Here is a 16,450-nt window from a genome sequence, read left to right as displayed (position 1 = left end):
TGGATGTGGGCACTAATTTTGGTGAAAAATCTACTTTTGCTATCAAGTTGAAAAGCTGTTGTATTAACGGTTAGCTGGCTAGGTTATGGATATTTGCCACATTACATCCATTTCCGTGCAAATGTTACGCTAAAAGAACTTTTAATAAGTCTAACAACACTTTCGAGAAATTTAATAAAAATTTAATAATATTTCTAATCCCCTTTCGGCAAGGCATAAATTAAAGATATTGACACGTTTTTTATTAGGAAATGTAAAGTTAATAGCAATTGAAGTAACAAAGGCTACAAAACCTTAAAGATGGGCTTGTTACTTTGAAAGTCATCAGACGCTAAGGGATCTTGCCACCGTGGGTTCGGTTTGTATAGAAATCATTGAGGGGAATCCCCACCTGAGGTCGTTGTTGGGTTGGCACTTGCAACAACTGGAATACCGTGTGCATCAAGCTGCCAGTATTTATCAGGCAAGGGAAGTATTTTTAAGCCATCAACCAACACTGGTAATTTTAGATGCAGACCTACCTGATGGTGATGGCATTGAGTTTTGTCGTTGGTTGCATCGTCAGCAACAGCCTCTAATATTAATGCTATCTGCTCGTAATAGTGAAGCTGATATCGTTGCAGGTTTAAAGGCGGGTGCAGATGATTACTTGAGCAAACCTTTTGGGATGCAAGAGTTTTTGGCACGGGTAGAGGCACTAATTCGCCGGAAGCGCACACCTACTGCACCAGCTTATTTGGATTATGGTACTTTGCAAATCGATTTAGTTCAGCGCCGCGTCCGTTTTCAGGGGGAGTTCATTGACTTAACGCCTCAAGAATTCAGTTTGCTATACGTTTTGGCACAAGCTGGGGGAGTACCTCTGAGTAGGTCAGAATTATTGCGTCGTGCTTGGCCGGATGCTATTGATAACCCTCGTACCATTGATACTCACGTTTTATCGCTGCGGAAAAAGGTTGAACTTGATCCCCGGCAACCTAATTTGATTCAAACTATCCGTAATGTTGGATACCGTTTTAACATGGAAATTTTGAATACCAACATTTCACAGTCACAAACAACAAAGTTAGCGAGAGAGAGATTTAATAATCAACGTTCAACACTTAGTAGTAGTCAAGTGTGATGGGAACTGGGGACTAGGGACTGGGAACATTTATACCTAATACCTAATACTCAATATCCATCCAAAATTTAAAATCCAAAATCGTCTTGAGCTTCTGCTTTAATCAAGCTTTTTCGTAATTCAACCCAGTCTATCTCAGAGACTCTTTGATTTGCGAATAAACGACCTTGTTGTAGATGTAATAACCGAGTACAAAACATCTGGGCTAGTTCCAGTTGGTGATTTACCATCAGAATCGTGGTTTGATGAGTTTGACTCAACTGGGTTAGTACTTGCATTATATGAGAAGCTGTACCAGCATCTAGGGCAGAGGTTGGCTCGTCTAATAATAATATTTTAGGCTGGATGACTAAGGCACGAGCGATCGCTACTAGTTGTCTTTGTCCGGCAGAAAGTTGTACCTCTGTTCGCCCTAACCATTCATTGGGAATCTGGATTTGTTCTGTCCAATGATTGATTCGTTGCTGAATTGTCTGTTTGGGTAAACCACGCAAAACTAAAGGATAAGCCAAGGCTTGCCCAACTGTCATCCCTAACAGCTTTGACTCTTGCAATACAAGTACAAGTATCTGCCGTAGTTGGATGACAGGAATCTGGCGATATTCTTGATTTTCTAAATAGAGTTTACCACTCGTGGGTTCAATTAGGCGGTTGAGGAGGCATAATAACGAAGTTTTCCCAGCGCCTACTGAGCCTACAATGGCAATGCGATCGCTCTGGAATACTTCTAAGGAAATATCCTGCAATATAGGGTATCCCTGTTGATTGCCAGGAAGTTGGGTTTTCAGCTTTGTAAACAGATTAACTTGCTCTAGCCTGAGTGTGGCTTTTGCTGTATTCAAGGGTATTGGGGATTGGGGAGCCGGGAAGAAGCAAGGGAGCAGGGAGCAGGGAGCGGGGAGCAAGGGAGAAGAGTTTTCCCCTCCGCACCCTGCACCCCGCACCTCTGCCTCTTTTCAATGCCCTATGCCCCATATCCAATTTTAAGTTAATTGTTTGGTAGTTAAGGCTGTAGCGATCGCCCAGCCATCGACCAATAGTAGCAGCAGAGTGAATCCTAGTAAAATCAGGTACATCCACGGCTGTGCTAAAGGGCGAACATCTGTGGTATCAATGCTTGTTTTTGCTTGGACAAATTGCACTAGACGGGCAAATCCAGCTACACGCATCGGTAATAAATAAGCTTTCCCATCTTGGCTGAGGAAGTAATAAACTAGACCTCCTTGACCGGTGCTGCGGGGTTTTAACTCTTTGACATCTGACCAAGGTAAAAACCACCCTTTACGAAAAAAGCTAGGCACCCAGGTGGGGTAAGTAACTTGAATTCCCTGGTCATCTACTATTACTTGTTCTGTCAAGACCGCATACAAGGCAACTAAGCCGATGCTAATCCCTATCCACAATAATTCTGGGGGTACGGGTGCAGCTGTTACCTGCGATAAAAAGGGTAATGGGACTGTGAGTGCTATATATAGACTCAGCAATGTTATCCGAATCAAGGGAGACAGACGAAAAACAGAAGGTGAGATAGTGGCTGAGTTTGCTGTCACGGCTCAATTACAATGTTTTTCTTCATTGTAGGGTAGGTCTATGTCCCTGGTAGTTGATGTGTGGTAGTTCACGGTAAATACTTTTGTACTACAATCCAACCAGTCAGGGATACCCAGGCAAATCCTACAAACAGAATAATATTTACGCCGATGTGTAAGGGTCTAGCCCAAGGTCGTCTAGCACTAATTTGCGTCGCGCTGAAAGCAGATAGTAAAACTAGTGCTACCACGATCAAGCCAGCAATTAGGTGTGACGAGTGACCTAAAGAACCAAAGTGCCCTAAAGTACCAACAATACCGATCGCTAGCAGTAGTAACACTAAACTTACCATACTGATACCCATTGTATAGTGGAGCGATCGCACCCCTTTATTTCCACCCATAAATGGGGTAATAAAAGGGAATTGCTGCGAAGTTCTCGCCCGAAACATCCAAACACCGCTGACTGCTAACATCAGATATGCCAGCAGGGATAACCCCATTGACCAGGCGGCTATTTTCCACAACCAAAGAAATGAAGGCAGATTCATAAGATTGATTGTAGATGAGATGGAGAGATGGGGTTCGGTTAAAGTCACAAACTATGTAAACTGAATAATTGTCAGCGATCGCCGACTCCAATCTTTGCTAAATAATAATGATAATCAAAAAAGGAGATGTCGCATATCCACAGCCTTTACAGACCTAAACGCAGATATACCTACTCCCAACGCCATTTTATAAAGCATTAGTATTATTAATTAATAAATTTAGAATAGTCAAAATTGCTACAGGAATGATAATATAAGTCTTTGATAACTCAAATAAAAAATAATCTGTTTTTCTACTTTCATAGTTTAATATATTCTCTTTGATTATGAAGCCCCTTGGTAAAGTTTTACAACAGGCTGACCTTATTTCATCTGAGCAGGTAGAGATTGCTCTCAAAGAGCAGACCCAAGTTGCTGGGTTGAAGCTTGGTGAAATTCTAGTCTTGCATGGATGGCTTAAACAAGAAACGGCTGATTTTTTCTCTCAAGAGTGGACTGCTTTTGTAGAGCATAAACCAAAACAACCCTTAGGTAAATATTTAGAAGAAGCTGGGTTATTAGATAAACACCAAATCACAACTATCCTGACTGAACAACCACAAAATAAACTTCGCTTTGGGGAATTAGCAGTACTTAAGGGTTGGTTGAAACCTACTACGATTAAATTTTTTCTAGAGAATTTTGCTTTAGAATCCCAGCTGCACCAGCAGGAAGAAATTTCAAATAATCACGGGTCAGCGCAGAAAGAACTGCATTTGAAAATGGTAGTACCACAGCAAAACAATTTTAAAATCTCAAACCCGATTGAGTATTCAGTTTTTACTTTCAATTCGGGAGAGCAAGAATCAGCAGGGTTAGGAGTGTCTAGCCTTAGTACTATAGAATTATTCAAATTAAATGAAATAGCTAGTTGTCCGAAAGCTTTGCTGGCAGAAGTGCAATTCTGGACAGATGGACAACCGACTCTCACTGAAAAAATTTGTCAATTGCTTGCGGAATCGCCAGATCGTATTGCCGCAGGTGCAGAAGCCGCAATTGTTAATCAAGTAGTACAAATCTACTTGATTAACAATTGGGAAACTCAAGTCGCCGCCGAGCATTTGCAAGAAATACATCAAAGGATGCTCCACAATCAGCAATGCGATCCGTTATCTCTGTTGGAAATGTACCAGCAAATTTGGCAAGAGGGCGAATTACCAACCGAAGATAGTCTAGAACAGGCAGAACTGCTGCATCTAGGATTAATAATCCAACAACAAGACAAACTCAAACTTGGGAACCGGATTTACCAAGCAGTTTTTAATCGCAATTGGGTAAACCTAGAGCTAGAGAGAATGCTTTCTGCCTCATTGGCCAATACAACCATCTCATCAGCTAATAATTTGAATGTCAGCAATCTCATTGCGCGTCCTGAATCTAGAATAACTAAACGATTTTTGATATTGCTAGCAATAGCTGGTTTAATGGTCTGTGGTTCTGGCTTGATGTTTTTTGGTCTCAATGTATTCAAATGGTTACAAGTAGAAATAACTTTCAAACGAGGTAATGTTTTATTGCAGCAAGGAGATTATCAACAAGCGATCGCAAAATATAACAACCTTTTAAAATTTGATAGCAATTACTACCAATCTTGGACTAACCGAGGCTATGCACTAGCTGGACTCAAAGACTACAACCAGATGTTAGAATCATGCACTACTGCAACTATCATTAATCCAGAAGCCGTTTATGCCTGGAATTGTAAAGGGGAAGCGTTATATAACCTCAAACAATATCAGGAGGCGATCGCAGCTTTTGATAAAGCGATTATACTCAACTCCAAAGATCCTGTATTCTGGATTAATAAAACTGAAGTATTACTAGCACTAAAGCAACCAGATGCAGCCCTTAATACTATTAATCAAGGAATTGAGCTTTTAAAACAAATTTGGGAAGTCGAACATAAAGATGCAGACGCCAAAGAGTTAGCCATTGCTTTTAGCTATCAAGGTAAAGTTTTATTGCAAAAACAAGAATATGAAGGCTCTCTAAAAGCCTATGAACAGGCATTAAAATACAATAACCAATATTTTGTAGCTTTACGGGGTAAAGGGATTGCGCTACAAGGCTTAAAGCAAGACGATCAAGCGATCGCACAATTTTATTTTCTTCTAGATCATCATCAGCTAACTGATAGTCAAAAAGCTGAGGTTTGGTACTATTTGGGGTTGAGCCTGTGTAAATTCCAGCAAACCGAAAAAGCGAACGTGGCTTTTGATAAAGCTTTGAAGCTCAAACCTAATTACCAACCCGCAGAACGAGGAAAGGAAACTTGTGCCAAAGTAATTACTAATTCGTAATACTAGTACCGCAAGGCGGAATTAAAAATTAAAAATGAATGCAGCGTAAGGGTTTCATTAATTTGAAATGGGTGGATTATTTACGCCTTGTTGTACTACTTAGAATGGCCACCAGAAAGGTCTGGTGTCTGTATAAGTACGACTAAGAGTCCGAGCATCAGGACGTTGTGCTTGCTTAAAATCGCTACCCAACATTTCATATAAAGCCAGAGAGGGGTTATCAACTGGTTTCAGAATAAATAAAACCTGGGCACTGTAATGGTTGCAACCGATACCTCTACGTTCTACAGCACACACAACAGCTCGATCGTTAAGCTTTTCAGCCGTTAAATATTTTGAACTTCCCGTATCATAGACAGCCTGTAAACTTTTAGCTGTATTCTGGCAATCTTGCACAGCATTCACCGCTGAGAAATATTTCGGGAGAAAATTCAACATCATGTAATTTTCGAGAGTTCCGTTTTTAGCCAAACTCAAAATTACTTTTGGTGTACTATCGGTAGTCTTGCAGGTTATTTGTACATTGTTAGCTCTACTGGGTACAGAGATTGCTACTATAAAACCCAGAGCTAATATTGGGGCTGTTCCCATAGTTACCCAAGACTGCCACTTGTTCATATTACTTAACCCCCCTTCTCGATCAAAATTCAGGCTGGAATATAAACTCAATAATAATATCATTTTTAGTTAAATTTACTTAAGTTCAACTAAAAAAACATTCAAATAATTTTTCCGTGGGGTAATTTTCCCCTATTCAAAATGAAACAAGTATTTCGCCAAATTTTAATTGCTAGTAGTGCTTATATCTGCTGTCTAATTACTGGGTTTCCTGTTCTAGCACAAATTTCTTCAGATAACACACTTCCAGATGGACAAACTGTAGTTTCACCAGGAACAACGCCAGGGCTGGATTTTTTAATCACAGGCGGAACACAAGTCGGTAGCAACCTTTTCCATAGCTTTCGAGAATTTTCTGTTCCCACTGGTGGCGAGGCTTTTTTCAGCAACACTCCAGCTTTAAGCAATATTAGTAACATCATTAGCCGAGTTACAGGTGGTTCAATTTCCAATATTGATGGCTTAATTAGAGAAAACTACGGTGCTAATTTTATCCTCATCAATCCCAATGGTATTAACTTTGGTGCTAACGCTCAACTCAATATTGGTGGCTCATTTTTGGCGAGTACGGCAGATAGCCTCAAATTTGCTGATGGTGCAGAATTTAGTGCTACCGATTCAACTTCTTCCCCGCGACTAACGATTAGTGTGCCAGTAGGTTTACAATTTGGGCAAAATCCGCAAGGGATTCGTGTCCAAGGTCAAGGGCATAACCTCAGTCTGCAAAGTCCGATATTCTCACCCTTCACTAGAGGAAACACCGCCGGACTAAAGGTGCAGCCAGGTAATACCCTAGCTTTGGTGGGAGGAGGAATTATTTCAGAGGGAGGAACCCTCATAGCTGAGGGTGGACGCATTGATTTAGGTAGTGTGGCAGGAGGTTTCGTAAGTCTCAACCCTAGTCCTCAAGGCTGGAATTTAGGTTATCAAGGGGTGACTAACTTTCAAGATATTGCCTTATCTCAAAAAGCATTAGCAGATACCAGTGGCCCAGGTAGTGGCTCAATTCAGTTGCAAGGGCGAAACATTTCCATTCGCGATGGCTCAATCGTGTTAATTCAAACCCAAGGAGCGCAATCATCAGGGGGAATTAACGTCAACGCCTCTGAATCCTTATCCTTAGTGGGCACTACAGCAAATGCACAGCTTTCAAGTAACTTATTTACAGAAACTCTCGGCGGTGGCAAAAGTGGAGATATTACTGTTAACACCCCCCGCTTAGTCATTCAGGATGGAGCAGCCATCTCTGCGGCTACTTACACACCTGCGGCTGGAGGGAATATTGATATTAAAGCTGGTGATTTGTTGGAAGTGTCAGGATTTTCACCAATTAACCCTAGTCGATTCAGTAATATTACGGCAGCAACTTTTGGGGCTGGGAATGCTGGAAGTCTGACAGTTTCAACGCAGCAATTAACTGCGCTTTCAGGAGGAAATATTGCTTCTATAACTGCTGGTACTGGCTTAGGTGGAAATGTAATTATAAATGCCTCGAAGTTAGTAGAATTGATCGGTGTTACACCATTGGTTTTCACCCCTAGCGAAATAACTGCTGGTACTGCCGGCCCAGGAAAAGCTGGTAGTGTGACAATTAATACTCAACGCTTGACGATCAAAGACGGTGGTAGAGTTGATGCTTCCACCTTAGCCAGCGGCCCGGCTGGTAGCGTCACTATTAACGCTCAAGACAGTGTAGAGGTTAGTGGCAAAGTCCCAGGCTCCGTAAATCCTAGTTTGATCATCTCCTCAGGCAACATAGTTGATCCGAGCTTGCAACGGCTATTAAGAGTGCCTCCTGTGCCCAGTGGAGCTTCTGGAGATGTGACAATTAACACTGGGAAATTGGTTGTCAACGATGGCGCACAGGTGACAGCGAGGAATGATGGTACTGGAAATGCCGGAACGTTGTGGGTAAAGGCTGGCTCTATTTTGCTGGACGGTCAAGGTGGAATCACCGCAGCTACCAGAGGCGGTCAAGGTGGCAACATTGATTTACAAGTCCAGAATTCTCTACAGGTATCTGGTAATAGTCAGATATCTAGCGATAATTTTGGTGCGGGAGCAGGTGGAAGATTGACGATCGCAGCGAGTAATGTAGGACTTAGCGATCGCGCCTTATTATCTGCTTCTACCGCATCAGGTGAAGGTGGTAACATATCCTTGCAAACGAATTCCTTACTGATGCGTACTAACAGCCAGATATCTGCCACTGCTGGAGGAAGCGGTAACGGAGGCAATATTAATATTGGTGGTTTTAGTTCTGCCAATTTTGTCACGCTGTTAGAAGGCAGTCAGATTACCGCCGACGCTTTTCAGGGTATGGGAGGAAATATTGGTATCAATACAAAAGGATTCTTTGTGTGTCCAACTTGTCAGATTACTGCTAGTTCCCAATTGGGAGTCGCCGGACAAGTCAGCATCATTACACCAGAGGCAGAAAGGAATTTTGAAGTCATCGATTTACCACAAGAAGTAGCTAAACCAGAACAGGTGGTAGCTCAGGCTTGTCGAGGAACAACAAGTCAAAATAGAAGCGAATTTACCATTACTGGACGCGGAGGATTGCCACCTCGACCGAGCGAACAGTTAAGTAGTGGAGCTTTAATTAGTTTTGAGCCTGCTAATACCAGTGCTGCTACAGAGGTGAATACTCCGCAATTGCCACCTCCAGCCAGAGGTTGGTATGTTAACGCCCAAGGTGTATTAGTTCTCGCCAGCCAGACGCCTAATCCTACTCCCTATGGTTCTGGGTTAACATCATCGAATTGTCACTAAATCTTTTTTATGTTAGGTACTGCGGGACTGGGGATTGGGAACTGGGGATTAGGGACTGGGGAGATGGGGAGATGGGAAAAATAACTAATAACTAATGACTAATCCAAAATCTAAAATCTAAAATCCAAAATGGTATTAAGTCTTTGGCGACGGAGATTTTTTTTATCTCCTTGCATTATCCTCATACTCTTGCTAAATCACACAAATTATGCTTTTGCCCAGCCAATTAATCCTGTAACCCCAAAGCCCCCAGAACAACCGCCAGCGAATCCTCTACCACCAACAAACGTACCTATCCAAATACAGCCGACAGTACCGCCAACCCCAGAAGAAGGGCTAGATATTCCAGGTAGTATTACTGTGCAAAAGTTTGAGTTTGTTGGTAATACCGCCTTTAGCCAAGGGGAATTAAACTCTGCGATCGCCAATTTTACCAGACAACCAATTACCTTTGCCGAACTCCTCAAAGCTGCCAATCAAATTACCGAGTTGTATGTTCAAAAGGGTTACATTACCTCTGGTGCATACATTCCCAGTCAAGAGTTTCGTTCCGGTATCATCAAAATTCAGGTAGTAGAAGGCAGTTTAGAAGATATTCAAGTCAATGTGATTAAAGGACGGTTGAACTCAGATTATGTCCGCAGTCGCATTGCGATCGCTACTACCAAACCGTTGAATATCAACCGCCTCAAAGAAGCTTTGCAACTGCTGCAACTCAATCCCCTGATTGAAAGTTTAGATGCCGAACTTACCGCTGGTACTAGACCTGGTGTCAATTCCCTAGCCGTGACAGTCAAGGGAGCAAAAACTTTTAATACCCAACTCAGTATTAATAATAACCGCAACCCCAGCGTTGGGAGTTTTGAGCGCGGCATCACCTTATCCGAAGCTAGCCTTTTGGGAATCGGCGATCGCTTGAATTTTACCTACAAAAATACCGATGGTAGCAATAGCTTTGAGGGTGGTTATACCTTGCCAGTCAATCCCCGGAATGGCACTATTGGCTTCAACTATCGAATTACCGACAACAAAATTATTGAACCTCCTTTTGATGATTTGGATGTTGGAGTAAATTCGCGGGAATTTGAATTATCTTTTCGGCAGCCAATTCTGCAAAGAGCTACCCCAGAAGTCAGCCAAGAACTTACACTGAGTTTAACCGCAGCTAGGCGGGTAAGCAATTCTTCAATTCAAGGAGTTGATTTTCCCCTGTTTCCTGGGGCTGACGATCGAGGAGAAACGCGGATATCGGAATTGAGTTTCGCCCAAGAATGGTTACAGCGGAGTCGTCAAGAAGTCTTAGCTGCTCGTTCCGAGTTTAATTTGGGGATTGGAGCTTTTAACGCCACAATAAATAACAGCGAACCCGATAGCAGATATTTCCTTTGGCGGGGACAACTGATCTATTTACGCCTCCTCGGTCAGGCAAAAGGACAACCAGCGATCGCTCCGACTTTGTTGTTGCGTTCTAATGTGCAATTAGCCACAAGCTCTCTACTTTCCATCGAGCAGTTTAGTGTGGGAGGTCAAGGAACAGTGCGGGGTTATCGCCAAGATGTTTTACTCAGTGATAACGGCATTTTTGCTTCCGCAGAATTGCGATTACCCGTCGCCCGTTTCCCCGAACTGCAAGGGACTTTACAGATTGCACCATTTATCGATTTTGGTACTGTTTGGAATACAGACAGAGAAAATCCCAACCCTAATACTTTAGTAGGCTCAGGATTAGGACTACTTTGGCAAATGGGGGATAAATTTACAGCTCGCCTAGATTGGGGTATTCCTTTAATAAATATTGATAATAGCAAGCGCACATGGCAAGAAAATGGCGTGTATTTTCAAATGGAATACAAAGCATTTTGAACGCAGGAACATCTGATCGAATTTTAGATTTTAAATTTTGGATTTTGAATCATAAATCCAAAAAAGTCTTAAGCTCCCGAATTTAAACGCGAGAATAAATCTAAAATATAAAATCTAAGATTACATGACAGAGCTAATAACTAAAGGGCATGGGGTCAATCTAAAATATAAAATATAAAATATAAAATCCAAAATTGTATGATTTATAAAAAGTACCGTCGTCTATTAATTTTTATCCTTTCAGCCTTATTGGGACTCTTGTCTAGTTTCACTGTACCAGCTTGGTCAAATCTCCCCAATTTACATCCTAATGCTGCTAGTCCTTTAGCCTTAGCAAAGGAAGGTGAACAACGGTATAATGCCGGAGAATTAGAAGCAGCAGCAAAATTATGGCAAGCGGCGGCTGAGGCTTATGAACAAGTGAGCGATCGCGACGGAATGACCAAGAGTCTGATCAACAAATCCCAGGCTTTGCAAGATTTAGGATTGTACCCCAAAGCTTGCAATACTTTGCTCGAAGCTTTTGCAATCAAAAACCCCAACTGTAGCCAAACCCAAATCGAGCAATTCCAGAAAACTCTTGCTCAAAACAGTGATTCCCTAACCTTAACTCAAGCGATTGGCTTGCACAGTCTTGGTGATGTCCTACGCAGACAAGGGTTATTACAAAAGTCGCAAGAAATCTTGCAGTTAAGTCTGTCATCAATTGCCGAATCGCCAGAAAAAAGCTCAGTACTACTGAGTTTAGGCAACACCGAACGGATCTTAGGCAACCAAATCCGCGATCGCTGGGACTATGATGCAGTCACAGAAATTATTGATCGCAAATCTCTCTTGGATGCTCTAGCGCCTTACGATCGAGCTGTTTATTACTATATTCAAGCAGCAAAGGTAACATCAGCCCCACCACTGCCTAAAATTCAGGCACAACTAAATCACTTCCAGCTATTACTGGAGATGAAAAGATGGTGGGGTGAACAGACGCAACGCCGGATTACTTCTTGGTCAAGATTTTCGGAAACTAAATTAATTCAACGGGGAAAAGATTTTATCTCTGGGTTAGAGTTGCAGTTGAGCCAAGATGCTCAAGCATTGCAAAATCAAATTCTACCTAAGCTGACTACTCTTACTCCCAGTCGTGCTGCCATCTATGCCCAGATTAACTTTGCTGATTCTTTGATGCAAAGCGCCCAAATAAATAACGTTGAACCTTTATTAAAAAATGCACTACAACAGTCACGGACTTTACAGGATAAACGAACCGAAACCTACGCTCTCGGATATTTGGGCAAACTTTACCACAAACAAGGGCAGTTAAATCAGGCAACCAAACTGACACAGCAAGCACTGATGTTCGCTCAAGAACAAAATATCAGTGGTGATGCCAGGGAAATTACTTATCTTTGGCAATCTCAGTTAGGAAGTTTACTACGGAAACAGGGAGATATCAAAGGAGCGATCGCAGCTTATACCGCCGCCTTTAATACTCTGCAATCTCTACGCAGCGATTTAAACGCCAACAATCAAGATGTCCAGTTTGACTTTCTCCAAGAAGTCAAACCTGTGTATCTAGAATTAGCAGATTTACTATTGAAGTCAAATTTGAGTGACAACGAATTAAGTTCCCTAATAGTTACTAATCCTAATATTAAACAGGAAAAGCCGGAAACCAAAAAGTCTCAAAAACGCTTAGAATTTGCCCGCCAGGTGATAGAATCTCTGCAATTAGCAGAACTGGATAACTTTTTTCAAGACCCCTGTTCTGAAACAGCAGATGTCGCGTTGCAAATTGATAATATTGATGCTAATGCAGCGGTAATTTATCCGATTGTTTTACCAGATCGCTTAGAAGTTATCCTTTCCGTATCAGGAAAACCTTTGCAGGAGGTAGTAATACCGATTGGCGAACAAGAAGTTAATGAGACTCTAGATCGGCTCTACGATAATTTAGACAACGTTAGTATCAATAACTCTGCAAGAAATATTCTCTCAACTTCTAACCCAAATCCCAAAGAATTAAAAGAAAATCTCCAGAAACTTTTACCAATCTTTGGAGAAGTTTATAACTGGCTAATTAAACCTTTCGAGACACAGCTAGATCCCAAACAAATTAAGAGTTTAGTATTTGTACTAAATGGGAGATTGCAGAGAGTGCCAGTAGCTGCGCTCTACGATGGACAAAATTATCTCATTGAAAAATATAGCCTTGCCCTGGTTCCCAGCCTACAATTGCTTGCTCCTAAACAATTGCAAAGGAAAGAACTTAAGGTCTTAGCTGCTGGAGTTAGCGAGCAAATGAAGGTACAAGGAGAATTTTTTGCCGCACTGGTTAATGTTCCCAAGGAATTAGACCAAATTAAACAAACTTTTCCTGCTTCCCAAAAGCTGCTCAATCAAGAGTTTACTGTCAAAACTATTCAAAAACAGTTGAAATCAAATTTTCCTGTAATTCACCTAGCCACGCATGGGCTATTTAGTTCTAATCCCCTGAAGAATTTTATTATTACAGGGGATGGTAAAAGTATCAGTATTAAAGAGTTAAGTGCTTTGCTCAGAGAACCAGGCACACCTGTAGAATTGTTGGTGCTGAGTGCTTGTGAAACTGCTACTGGTGATGAACGAGCTGTCTTAGGCTTGGCAGGGATGGCTGTTCGTTCCGGCGCACGCAGTACCCTTGCCACTCTTTGGCCTGTAGGTGATGCTTCTACCGCTAAATTTATGGGTCAATTTTACCAAGACCTGAAAAAGCCACAGGGAAAACAAGCAGATGCTCTGAAGAATGCTCAACTATCACTTTTAGAGTCTTTGAAACTGAATCCACCTTTTCAGGAGTTGCAGAATTTACCACCTCATCCTTATTATTGGGCACCTTATGTTTTAGTCGGAAATTGGCAATAGCAGGAGAGCGTTTCAGGGAATGAGGCAGTAGGGAGTAGGGAGCAAGAGAATAAGAGTTTTCCCCTCCGCTCCCCGCACCCCGCCCCTCTGCCTCTTTGTCAATCCCCAATCCCCAATAATAAATAAAAAAGGCTGCTAAATTAGCAACCCTGAAATTTATTAAAATTCTTTTTTTAATCAACCTATGCTAAACCAAGGATTTGCAAGGGTTTTGTAGTATCTCCGATTTTTGTATTAATTTGCTGCACCATTAATTTGGTATTAATAGGGTCTTTTCCATCTGATGAGTCTGTATCAAACTCATAATTATTGGGTTCTTCGAGCATTAGGCGATCGCACGGAATCTTATCGGATAAAATTGCACTTGCCATCATCCCTGTGTGAATCTCCACTTGACCTTTTCGCGGAGCTTCAAAAACTAAACGTTGTCCAGGGAAAACAACCCTTTCAAAGTACCAGTTGGGAATATTGCAGATGCGAGCTACCTGTATTTTGCTCGTGGCATTAATGTAGCAGCAGAGAATTTTTCCTGATTGCTCAGGTGGTAGAGGATCTAATATTTGAGCCATAACTGCTGAGGAGCTTTACGCCACAATTTTACATTACATTAGCCAAGCCTAGCACTCACTGATCCCCAGTTGTTGTAACTACGAATACCAACTGAGTCTTTGTAGATTATTTCTGTCTAAAGATATATTTTCAGTTATGAAAATTTTGTAATTATTTACACCTTTTTCGGAATTATACACTATATATAAAAGTCTTTGATATTTTTTCCTGGTATAAAAGCTTGAATTCTCTTTAGGCAGATTGTTAGGGAATTGACATAACGATGATCCCCTTGCCTTTCGCATAGCCAGGAAGTGAGTTTTGCTGTTTCATCCCAGGATTAATCATCTGGGATCATCGCTTAATGAATAAACTCGATGTTATGGTAAAGCTATATGAAAAAATGTCTTCATAAAGCTCTCCATAAATTCCATGTATGTTTTATGCACAGCAATTTTAGCGTTTTCCGCAGTTGCTAATAGCAGCTTCCAATTACCAATAATTAGCTAAAATGTCAAGCGCGATTTGATAAATAAAACCAGATAAAACAAGCACACACTTTAAAACTGAATGTTTCTCTCGCTTTCTCCACAGATTGGCAAGATGGAAGTCCAAACACAGATGATGGAAAATCGAATTCTTTACGTTCGCCTTCCTTGTAACCCCATCTTTCCTATTGGGGTTGTCTACCTGAGCGATCATGTCCACAAGCAGTTTCCTAATATTGAACAGCGCATCTTTGATTTGGGAACAGTGCCACCTTTAGATTACAGTTCGGCTCTGGATCGCTGTATTGATGAATTTAAACCGACACTACTAGTATTTTCTTGGCGGGATATTCAAATTTATGCCCCAGTTGGTGGACGTGGTGGCAACCCACTGCAAAACGCCTTTGAATTTTACTATGCCAAAAATCCTCTATTGAAACTACGCGGCGGATTGGGCGGTTTGCGTATCTTCACCGCTTACTATGTGGAGTTGTGGCAAAATCAGGGCTTAATCAAACGTGGTTTAAAACGTGCCCAAAAGTATAACTCTGATGCGCGTGTAGTTGTCGGTGGTGGTGCAGTCAGTGTATTTTACGAACAATTGGGTAAAAGCTTACCCCAAGGGACAATTATTTCTGTAGGTGAAGGCGAAACCCTGCTGGAAAAACTTTTAAGTGGCAGGGATTTTCGAGATGAACGCTGTTACGTTGCCGGAGAAACTCAACCACGTCAACGGCTAATTCACGAACAACCCACCCCAATAGAAAAAACAGCTTGTAACTACGACTATATCGAAAGCATCTGGCCGGAATTTAACTATTACCTGCAAGAGCAAGACTTTTATATAGGTGTACAAACCAAACGTGGTTGTCCTCACAACTGTTGTTATTGCGTCTATACGGTTGTCGAAGGCAAACAAGTACGCATCAACCCAGCCGATGAAGTCGTTGCCGAGATGCGTCAATTATACGATCGCGGCATTCGCAACTTCTGGTTTACCGATGCCCAATTCATCCCCGCGAAAAAATTTATCGCCGATGCTGTAGAACTCTTGCAAAAAATCGTCGATTCTGGCATGACAGACATCCACTGGGCAGCATATATCAGAGCCGACAATTTGACACCAGAGTTGTGTGACTTGATGGCAAAAACCGGGATGAACTATTTTGAAATCGGCATTACCAGTGGTTCTCAAGAACTCGTGCGGAAAATGCGGATGGGTTACAATCTGCGAACCGTCTTGCAAAACTGTCGTGACTTAAAAGCTGCTGGTTTCAACGACTTAGTTTCCGTCAACTACTCCTTTAACGTCATTGACGAACGTCCCGAAACCATCCGCCAAACCATCGCTTACCACCGCGAACTAGAACGGATTTTTGGTGCTGATAAAGTCGAACCCGCCATTTTCTTTATTGGACTACAACCCCATACCCATTTAGAAGAATATGCTTTTAAAGAAGGCATCCTCAAACCAGGGTACGATCCAATGAGCTTGATGCCGTGGACAGCCAAAAAACTTCTCTGGAATCCCGAACCCCTTGGTTCATTTTTCGGCGAAGTCTGCTTGCAAGCTTGGCAACAAAACCCTAACGATTTCGGGCGCGAAGTCATGAAAATCTTAGAAGAAAAGCTGGGTTGTGCTGACTTAGAAGCAGCCCTGACAGCACCATTAGAGACGAAAGAAAAACAGTTAGCAGGTGTATCCTAGAAAACACTA

Annotated in this window: 11 protein-coding genes; 6 read left to right on the top strand and 5 right to left on the bottom strand. The window is 41.8% G+C overall.

The features are described 5' to 3' along the window. Positions 1 to 349: 349 nt before the first annotated feature. On the top strand, positions 350 to 1,123 hold the full coding sequence (locus HWQ39_RS30385; protein WP_179067605.1) for a response regulator transcription factor: 774 nt from the start codon (positions 350 to 352) through the stop codon (positions 1,121 to 1,123). A gap of 68 nt (positions 1,124 to 1,191) precedes the next feature. Here the strand turns inward: HWQ39_RS30385 and HWQ39_RS30380 are convergent, their stop codons facing one another. The 3 genes from HWQ39_RS30380 to HWQ39_RS30370 all read right to left on the bottom strand — a co-directional run bounded on the left by HWQ39_RS30380 (position 1,192) and on the right by HWQ39_RS30370 (position 3,203). Further along, complete coding sequence (locus HWQ39_RS30380; protein WP_292853758.1) at positions 1,192 to 1,971, bottom strand: ATP-binding cassette domain-containing protein; 780 nt, start codon at positions 1,969 to 1,971, stop codon at positions 1,192 to 1,194. Positions 1,972 to 2,106: 135 nt separating this feature from the next. Then, positions 2,107 to 2,673, bottom strand: coding sequence for a hypothetical protein (locus HWQ39_RS30375; protein ID WP_292853646.1), 567 nt, complete (start codon positions 2,671 to 2,673; stop codon positions 2,107 to 2,109). Between the two features lie 68 nt (positions 2,674 to 2,741). Beyond that, the gene (locus tag HWQ39_RS30370) at positions 2,742 to 3,203 is read right to left on the bottom strand and encodes a DUF4079 domain-containing protein (protein WP_292853644.1); all 462 of its coding nucleotides are present in this window, start codon (positions 3,201 to 3,203) and stop codon (positions 2,742 to 2,744) included. A gap of 326 nt (positions 3,204 to 3,529) precedes the next feature. On the opposite strand from HWQ39_RS30370, the gene HWQ39_RS30365 reads away from it, so the two are divergent. Then, on the top strand, positions 3,530 to 5,542 hold the full coding sequence (locus tag HWQ39_RS30365) for a tetratricopeptide repeat protein (protein WP_292853642.1): 2,013 nt from the start codon (positions 3,530 to 3,532) through the stop codon (positions 5,540 to 5,542). Between the two features lie 99 nt (positions 5,543 to 5,641). Here HWQ39_RS30365 and HWQ39_RS30360 read toward each other — a convergent pair whose 3' ends face one another. Continuing rightward, positions 5,642 to 6,160, bottom strand: a complete 519-nt coding sequence (locus HWQ39_RS30360) for a COP23 domain-containing protein (protein ID WP_292853640.1) — start codon at positions 6,158 to 6,160, stop codon at positions 5,642 to 5,644. A 141-nt stretch (positions 6,161 to 6,301) separates the two neighbouring features. Between HWQ39_RS30360 and HWQ39_RS30355 the strand changes: the two genes are divergently transcribed. From HWQ39_RS30355 to HWQ39_RS30345, 3 genes are all read left to right on the top strand, one after another. Continuing rightward, entirely contained in the window at positions 6,302 to 8,935 is a 2,634-nt protein-coding gene (locus HWQ39_RS30355; RefSeq protein WP_292853638.1) for an S-layer family protein, read from the top strand. Positions 8,936 to 9,064: 129 nt separating this feature from the next. Then, positions 9,065 to 10,798: a ShlB/FhaC/HecB family hemolysin secretion/activation protein gene (locus tag HWQ39_RS30350; RefSeq protein WP_292853636.1), complete on the top strand. Its 1,734-nt coding sequence runs from the start codon at positions 9,065 to 9,067 to the stop codon at positions 10,796 to 10,798. A 198-nt stretch (positions 10,799 to 10,996) separates the two neighbouring features. Continuing rightward, the gene (locus HWQ39_RS30345) at positions 10,997 to 13,696 is read left to right on the top strand and encodes a CHAT domain-containing protein (RefSeq protein WP_292853634.1); all 2,700 of its coding nucleotides are present in this window, start codon (positions 10,997 to 10,999) and stop codon (positions 13,694 to 13,696) included. 182 nt (positions 13,697 to 13,878) lie between these two features. Here HWQ39_RS30345 and HWQ39_RS30340 read toward each other — a convergent pair whose 3' ends face one another. Continuing rightward, a complete protein-coding gene (locus HWQ39_RS30340) occupies positions 13,879 to 14,265 on the bottom strand; it encodes a DUF1830 domain-containing protein (protein WP_292853632.1) in 387 nt (128 codons plus the stop codon). 583 nt (positions 14,266 to 14,848) lie between these two features. Here HWQ39_RS30340 and HWQ39_RS30335 point away from each other — a divergent pair. Continuing rightward, positions 14,849 to 16,441: a photosystem II high light acclimation radical SAM protein gene (locus HWQ39_RS30335; protein ID WP_292853630.1), complete on the top strand. Its 1,593-nt coding sequence runs from the start codon at positions 14,849 to 14,851 to the stop codon at positions 16,439 to 16,441. The last annotated feature ends 9 nt before the right edge of the window (positions 16,442 to 16,450 follow it).

Origin of the sequence: Nostoc sp. NMS8, assembly GCF_017115045.1 — a bacterium.
Lineage (GTDB): Bacteria > Cyanobacteriota > Cyanobacteriia > Cyanobacteriales > Nostocaceae > Nostoc.
Note: the sequence above shows the minus strand (reverse complement) of the source record. Positions and strands in the feature narration are given on the sequence as shown.